The sequence below is a fragment of the Photobacterium galatheae genome (assembly GCF_000695255.1).
GTDB classification, from domain to species: Bacteria; Pseudomonadota; Gammaproteobacteria; order Enterobacterales; family Vibrionaceae; genus Photobacterium; species Photobacterium galatheae.
The window spans coordinates 38,375-46,150 of record NZ_JMIB01000021.1; the positions used below are offsets into that span (position 1 = coordinate 38,375).

General features: G+C 47.4%; 7 protein-coding genes. 3 read left to right on the forward strand and 4 right to left on the reverse strand.

Annotation, left to right across the window (positions count from 1 at the left end; genetic code table 11):
- The first annotated feature begins 226 nt into the window (after positions 1–226).
- On the forward strand, positions 227–1,285 hold the full coding sequence (rsgA, locus tag EA58_RS10115) for a ribosome small subunit-dependent GTPase A (RefSeq protein WP_036752063.1): 1,059 nt from the start codon (positions 227–229) through the stop codon (positions 1,283–1,285).
- A 104-nt stretch (positions 1,286–1,389) separates the two neighbouring features.
- On the opposite strand, the gene EA58_RS10120 is transcribed toward rsgA, so the two are convergent.
- The 3 genes from EA58_RS10120 to EA58_RS10130 form a co-directional block, all read right to left on the reverse strand.
- Entirely contained in the window at positions 1,390–2,943 is a 1,554-nt protein-coding gene (locus EA58_RS10120; RefSeq protein WP_051642008.1) for a BCCT family transporter, read from the reverse strand.
- A 239-nt stretch (positions 2,944–3,182) separates the two neighbouring features.
- Positions 3,183–4,094 carry a Gfo/Idh/MocA family protein gene (locus EA58_RS10125; protein WP_036752066.1) on the reverse strand — a complete coding sequence of 304 codons (912 nt, stop codon included), beginning with the start codon at positions 4,092–4,094 and terminating at the stop codon, positions 3,183–3,185.
- An 87-nt stretch (positions 4,095–4,181) separates the two neighbouring features.
- The gene (locus EA58_RS10130) at positions 4,182–4,538 is read right to left on the reverse strand and encodes a helix-turn-helix domain-containing protein (protein WP_036752068.1); all 357 of its coding nucleotides are present in this window, start codon (positions 4,536–4,538) and stop codon (positions 4,182–4,184) included.
- Positions 4,539–5,324: 786 nt separating this feature from the next.
- On the opposite strand from EA58_RS10130, the gene EA58_RS10135 reads away from it, so the two are divergent.
- Positions 5,325–5,786: a DUF411 domain-containing protein gene (locus tag EA58_RS10135; protein WP_036752071.1), complete on the forward strand. Its 462-nt coding sequence runs from the start codon at positions 5,325–5,327 to the stop codon at positions 5,784–5,786.
- Positions 5,787–5,858: 72 nt separating this feature from the next.
- Here EA58_RS10135 and EA58_RS10140 read toward each other — a convergent pair whose 3' ends face one another.
- Entirely contained in the window at positions 5,859–6,836 is a 978-nt protein-coding gene (locus EA58_RS10140) for a hypothetical protein (RefSeq protein ID WP_036752073.1), read from the reverse strand.
- Positions 6,837–7,011: 175 nt separating this feature from the next.
- Here EA58_RS10140 and EA58_RS10145 point away from each other — a divergent pair, with 175 nt between their 5' ends.
- The gene (locus EA58_RS10145) at positions 7,012–7,707 is read left to right on the forward strand and encodes a DUF2786 domain-containing protein (protein ID WP_036752074.1); all 696 of its coding nucleotides are present in this window, start codon (positions 7,012–7,014) and stop codon (positions 7,705–7,707) included.
- The last annotated feature ends 69 nt before the right edge of the window (positions 7,708–7,776 follow it).

The window sequence follows — 7,776 nt, forward strand, 5'->3', positions numbered from 1 at the left end:
AAACACTTAATGCAACAACTTTGGAGGATACAAGATGATTGTAATGACAACCCACCGGGCACAGAACATGGTAATGAGTCAGTAAGCGATAGAGTCAACTCTAACCCTCTCCGCTTCTACCCTTCCCGCTTGTCTTGCCCGGTTCATTCTGACCGGGGCCGTATTGCCCCTGAATATTTAATTTTCAGATCATGACGCTCTATTTTGCGTCAGGGGTAAACACATCATGACAAAAATTATTTCTCAACCAACTTACGCTTTACAGGAACTTGGTTGGAAACCCTTCTTTCAACAACAACTTTCCCTGCAAGAATGGGAAGTCAATCAACCTGCACGTGTTAGTGCGGTCCACAAAAGCCGTATCGAAGTTCTGACTGAGCATGGCCAGCTCTCCATTGCAACCTTGCCTGCAATGCCGACTTTGGCCGTGGGTGACTGGATATTAGTCTCAGAAAACAATCACTTTACTCGTTTGCTTGAACGTTTTTCAAACTTCCAGAGAAAAGCCGCGGGCAGTAAAGTTGCTGAACAGCTGATCGCCAGCAATATCGATACCGTATTTATTGTTTGCTCTCTCAATCAAGACTTTAACCTGAGCCGAATCGAACGGTATCTTGCTTTAGCGAATCAATCAGGTGTTGAACCCGTGATTGTTCTGTCGAAAGCCGACTGTATCGACGATCCATTGCCTTTCATCGAGCAGGTTCGTCAGATCGATAACATGCTCATGGTCGAGGCAGTCAATGGACTCGACCCAAACAGCGTTGGCACACTGTCTGCCTGGTGTGGCAAAGGTAAAACGGTCGCTTTTCTCGGTTCTTCCGGTGCTGGTAAGTCAACCTTGGTCAATACGCTACTGTCTGCCAATGCCCAGTTGACAGGCGGTATTCGTGAAGACGACAGCAAGGGACGTCATACCACGACATCTCGTTCAATGCATCTTATGCCAGAAGGCGCTCTGTTGCTTGATACACCGGGAATGCGTGAACTGCAACTTGCTGATTGCAGCGAAGGGCTTGCCGTAACATTCGCAGATATTGAAACCTTGGCAGACCAGTGCCGTTTCGGGGATTGTTCACATCAGCAAGAACCCGGATGCGCGGTACTGGAAGCGATTGAATCTGGAGAACTGGACGAACGCCGTTTGCGAAATTACCACAAGCTAAACCGGGAAATCGCATTCAATACAGCAACCATTGCTGAAAAACGAGCGCAATCGAAACAGCTCGGCCGTTACTACCACGCAATACAAAAAAGCAATCGAAAACATAAAAATCGAGAGTAAAACAACCTCCCCCCCCCCTTCGGCGGTGGTTTCGAGATGACAACACAAAGCCCTCCATCTTTGGAGGGCTCATTCGAGTTGTCATAGAGATGATCAGTCTGAAATTATTGAGCAACTGACGTCTGCGCGTCCGCGTTTCCTGCTAGACCTTTATCACGATAAAGTCGCATGGCAGCCTGTGGACCCGTTAACAGTGTCAGAAGCATCAGGAAAGAAACTGGCACCGCGGTAATCACTATGAACGACTGCAGTGCGTTTAATCCGCCATCGCCTGCCATCAGTAAAACTGCGGCAACACACCCCATTGCAATCGCCCAGAACAAACGATGGCTGGCCGCAGGTTCATTCTTCCCAGAGGTCACCATCGCGATCGCATAAGCCATTGAATCTCCGGTTGTCACGACAAAGGTGGTCGTCAACACCAGAAAAGCCGGGATCAGCCACTCACTGAAAGGCAATTGCGCCAGTGTTGCTAACAGCACTGCAGGCAAACCACCATCACTTAACGGTCCTGAAATTGTACCCGGTTGTGTCAACTCAAAATAAATACCGGAACCACCCAAAACAGAAAACCAGAAATGCGTCACCAAGGGCGCACCGATCGCCACAGTCATCACGAGTTCACGAATACTGCGACCCACAGAAATACGAGCGATAAAAATCGCCATCATCGGTGCAAATCCAATAAACCATCCCCAGAAAAACCAGGTCCACCATGCATTCCAGTCTGGCGATGACTGAGTCAGACTCATTTCAGGCAAATGCTGAATATAAACCGACATTGCCTGCGCAAACTGCTCAACAATAAATCCGGTTGGGCCAACCACCAGCATGATGATCAGCAGGAAAACGGCGACGATGACGTTAAAGCGACTCAGCCATTGCAACCCTTTGTCCATGCCCGTAGCAGCTGATAGTGAATAGATCGTAACAACCACAGCCAGTAAACCAACTTGCGTCAGCACAGAATTATCAAAGCCGGCCACCACGTGCAAACTATAACCCAATTGAGAAGCCAGAAAACCAATCGGACCGATTGTTCCTGCTGCGACAGCGATAATTGAACAGGCATCAATCACTGAGCCTACCCAGTGGTTCTCCAGCCTGTCCCCCAGCAATGGGTAAAGCAACGCTCTTGGACGCAGTTTGACACCTTTCTGATGATGCGCATACATCAGCACAATGGTCGCCAGCGTGCCCAATACAGCCCAGGCCAGAAATCCCCAATGCAGAAAGCTTTGACTCAGCGCCGGGGCAACTGCTTCTGTCTGTCCAGCCTGAATGTCATCAAAAGCTGGTGGTGTCGTCACAAAGTGATAAATCGGCTCAGCTGCTGACCAGAAAACCCCGCCACCAGCCAGCAGTGTACACATAATCATCGCCGTCCACCGGAACTGGCCGATCTCTGGCTTTTGAAGATTTCCGAGTTTCACCCGACCCATCGGCAACAAAGCCAGCACCACGGCAAGGATAAAATTCAGCAGCATAAACCATTGCCAGAAAGACCCAAATGCAGTCGTCGCTTGGCTAAAGAGTGTTTGAATGGTAGATGATACCCAAGACAGATCTGCGATTGCCGCGATCAAGAACAGGCTCAGAAATCCAATCGTTAGAGCTGAAACGAATTTATCAGCACCTGGTTGTTTGGTGGTATACATAAATTACTCACTAGTTGTGTGAGGGGACGCACACTAACAGCTTCAATTCTGTAAATCCAACAAATTTGCGTGATTTTTAGCCAGAGATGATTCGAAATGACACAGGCGAGCAGAAACCAACCGGTTGATTTCCAATTCATGGGCATTGCTTGCATTTCGCTTATAGATTTGAGTTCAAAATAAATGGGCTGATATTCGGCCTCGTCAGCCCAGAGGAAATTGATTAAAAATCAGTGGAATTACTGTTCCAGCTTCTGACAAACCACTTCAGCAAGATAATGAGAATTCAGGTTTCGCTGCACCAACGCATGCTCCATGCGTCCAAGAGCAACAACATCCAGCCAATGTGCAATCATCGCGGTAAATCCTTTACTCTCGAGCATTGGCGTCCAGTCCGGCAAAGTCAGCTTGCTTTCTGCGCCATCTATCCAGCTTGTCCCGGTTGCCAGTGAATCAAAATGAACCGTGCGATTTTCGAAATTCAGTGTCACCTGCTCTGCAGTTACGCCATTGAGCCGGTTCATCGACGCTTGGTAGATGGTTTGATCGACTTGCCATTCAACATCCAGTCTGGCCAGTTTGCCCTGATGATATTGCGTGATTACATGCAGATCTTCTGAACGGACACTTCCCGACAGGTTCACACTATCGAGTGGGTGAATGAAATCATCAAACACAAAGGTTCGGACATCTCCGGGTTGATTCAACCGGTGTTTCTGCCAGCGTATCCCCATCAACTGACCTTTCTGCGGCGTTTTCAGATGAGGCTGGATTAATGGCAAATAGCGTCGGTTGAACCCCATAAACAAAGGGAGTTGCTTCGCTTCCGCCAGATTATGCAAAGATTCACATGCCGCGTAAGTATCGCTCAGTGGCTTATCAACAAAGACCGCAATGCCATGATTCAGGAAAAACTGTGCAATTTCGAAATGAGAAGACGTTGCGCTATGAATCATCACACCATCAACGCCAAGTCCCGCCAATTCCCGGTAGTCTGTCACCGCGTCTGGAATACGATGTGTCTGAGCAAGCTGCTTCAATACGGCTGGGTTTCGGGTACAAAAGGCCAGTTCAATGCCCGGCCATTGTGTGATCACAGGCAAATAAGCTTTCTGAGCAATATCACCCAACCCAATGATGCCAATTTTCATGCTGACTCCTTCGACTTCAGATAGAAAAAGCCCCTGTCTGTGACAAGGGCTGATACGTTCCCGAACATGACAGTCTGTCTGATCGAATCAGTGCGTTGTCACATTGTGTTCATATTCAACAACGATTTGATTACCACTATAACGCACATTTTTAATATTACCATCAACAATATAGGTATTCGTCAGCGTGACCGTGTTCGGTAAAGTTCCGCCAATTTGTTCCCGTAAAGATGGAATCGTCAGAACCGGATCGACGCCCATATACTGACAAAACTGACTGACAAACCGATGCTCCAGCGGCAAACTCCCCCGCAGAATGTCAGAGAAAAACAGCTGACTGACGCCCAGCTTTTTTGCCATTTCAATTTGTGTCACCCGCATCTTCGCCTTGTAACTCATCCATGTTTCATACAGGACTTTTCTGTCTTCTTCTGTGTATTGCATACCTGTTCCTAGCGCAAAAAAATGTCAATTCATCGCAATTAAAGCCTAAAGCATCCGGGAAAATGTCAGAAAAACGTTAGGCTTGTTCCAAATGAGAACCCCGCAAAGCCGCATGAAATCTGGGTTTCGCTCATATCACACAATTTCAGCAAGTTAGAAAACTCACCCTGTCTTGATTTTGATTATGAAAGCCTTTTGCGATCCGGTTATACTGCATGTGTTCATATTTCGTCATGGATTGCACAAAAATACGATGCTCCCAAAGATGCGCATACAACAAAACTCAAGCTTAAAAAGGATCATCATTGTTATCCTTTGCCTGTTGTTGTTGCCTTGGAGCAGCCTGAGTGTCGCCCTGACAACCGCCGGTATCGATCCGTTCGATGACTGCATGAATCCCGTTATCCAGGTCGTACAATCAGATTGTTGTGATGGCATGGCAGATCAGATGTCAAAAGATAAAGAGCACACCTGCCATGAAAGTCTCCAGATAGTGAATTGCGAGGCAATGAGTTGCGAGCAACATTGCCAATTTTCATGTCACACGCCACTTTTTATGCCAGCATCCCCTTTGTTTCCCTTGATGCTGACATCTGCTATTTCGTTTCATCCCTATTTATCCGGAGACTGGAACGAACCTGTCTCTGTACGATTCAGACCCCCGATTGACTTCTGAACAAAATCGAACGATTCCTTGCCTGGAATCTGTATCAGTCAGGCAACCATACATATCGATTTCGCCAGCTAAATCATGCTGTGCGCCAGAAGTCATTAGAGGTAATGAACATGAAAAAAACACACCAGCTTTTATCTGCCGCTCTGATGTTGATGAGTGTATCGTCAATTGCCAAACAGGCCATTGAGGGAACCAACTACCAATCCCCGTCCTGTGGATGTTGCAAGGGCTGGGTCAAACACATGAATGACAATGGGTTTGATATCAACATGACCTTTGAAAATAATCTGCATCCAATAAAACAGGCCAACGGCATTCGCCCTCAGTACGCATCCTGCCATACCGCAAAAATTCAGGGATATGTCTTTGAAGGCCATGTACCCGCACAGGATGTCAAAAAATTCCTTGCTGAAAAACCAGCCAATCTGAAAGGCTTAGCCGTTGCAGGTATGCCGATGGGTTCACCGGGTATGGAGTACAACAATCAGACCATGCCATACGATGTGGTCGCATTTGATCAGCATGGAAATACCGTGATCTGGGCAAGCTATCATCAGCCACAGACTCCGTAAACAACGACATAAACAACAACGTAAACAAGAAAAGGCCGGGAATACCGGCCTTTTCTGTTCAGATCTGATTAATCATTTTAATTGCTGATTCAGCTTGTGAAACCACTGCCGATTCGGATCCTGTTTGTCTGCCCATTGCGGATCCAGTGCTCGCTTTTCCAGATAAACCTGAAGTCCGGTAAAATACAAAACCGCCGTCAACTCAGAGTCCTGACTGAAATAAGCCAGAAAGTTATCTTCCTGTTCAGCCAGTTGCGCCAGTGTCGTCACCCCATGCCGAAGTGCCCATTGTACGGCATAGGGCGAAACTTCAGTGCGATGCAGAATCTGAAGTTCAATCAACTTCAGAGGTACTTCAATCCCCTGTTGAGTATTCCCCGATGGTGTTGTCGGTTTCGCATCTTGTGCCTCTTCCGCCAGCCTTTCCCGCAAACTGGCCAGACTCGCCGCCTGTTGCGCTTCTGAATACCCATGCGTCGTCTTACAGAAACGAATGGCAAACCCAAGCTGCTGCCGGCCAACGAGTTCAACAACTTGTTCCAGATAGTCCTCTGGTATCGCATAAGTTTTCGCAAGCTGTTCCACAGCCTGAGCCAGATTCGGATACACAATACCGTGATATTCAACTTGAAAAGCTTGACTGATCTGTCCCACAGGCTGCCCATCAATGGCCAACGGCCAACCCGTATAGTTCACACGATCTCGGGCAATCTCGAACATCTTCCAGGCACTTTCTTTGAAGCCTTCAAAAGCTTTCCCTTCCATTTCCGAGTCTTCCAGCTCTTCTCTTGTCCAATGCGCGCCGATTTGCAAATGTTTCTGGTACTTACGGTGGAGTCTGGCTTTCACCCGATCACGTAATACATCCAGTCCGCTCGCTTTGGTTCTTGTACACAGGCCATAACATTCTTCGCAACAAGGAACTTTGACCGGCAGATCACCTGCATAGTCCGGCTCAGGCCTGAAAATAAAACTTTCATAGTAAGGTTCACCACAAAACCAGCAGGTATGGCGATACTCAAAAGGGACATCAATCGACTGGATAGTCATGATTCAGCGAACTCTCATTGCATCAGGTCTGTTTCATTATGCGATTCATCGGTTACGGGTACAAGGTAAGTCATTCATTTGCCTGAAGCGCAAATAATTCACAACGCTGTTTTTTGCCAAGCCCGTATGGAACACGCTAATATACGTGACCGTTTTTTGAATGTGAGTGGTATGGATGTCTGAACAGAAGCGAAAGGCGCTGAAAAAAATCGCCAAATGCCTCGAATTAGGTAACTCAGCCAATGTTAATGAAGCAGCACAGGCCATCAAGATGGCACATCGCCTGATGCTGAAATATGGCTTGGAAAAAGATGACATTGAATTTATCCAGATGGGTAAAACCAAATCAGCGACGCTGTTACCGACAGACATCAGCCAGCAGATCCTGAAAATCATTCGTGGCATCAACCGACGTTTTGGTGTCGAGTGCGTCCTCACCAATTACAAAGGACTGAAGCAGGCCGAATTTATCGGCGTCGCTGAACGTGCGATTTTTGCCGCCTTTGCCTTTGATGTGGTCTACCGGGAAATGAACCAGCAAACCGGCCAGTTCCGTAACAGTTTTGCCGGGACTGGTGCCAGTCAAACGGAAGTCACCCGCCGGGTGTCCTCTTTTCTGGCCGGTTGGATTGAGGGAGCTTTAGAAAAATTACCCGAGCTGAATACCGATGATGATCATGACAATCGCATGACGAATTACATCGATCGTGAATTTGAAAATCTGGATCGTGAGACTTTCAAACAGCAGCTTCAGGAAGCCATGAAAGGGATTACAGATGATTACGAGAAAGGCATGAAGAAAGGCCGCTCAATCTCTGTGAACCGCCCTGTCGGCGGCGCACGTCAGGAAGCGACAAAACTGTTGAGTTAACGACAAAGGCGGTGAAGGTTCTCGAGTGTGATTAAACCGTTCCGTTTTAAAGATTACATTTAAACTCAT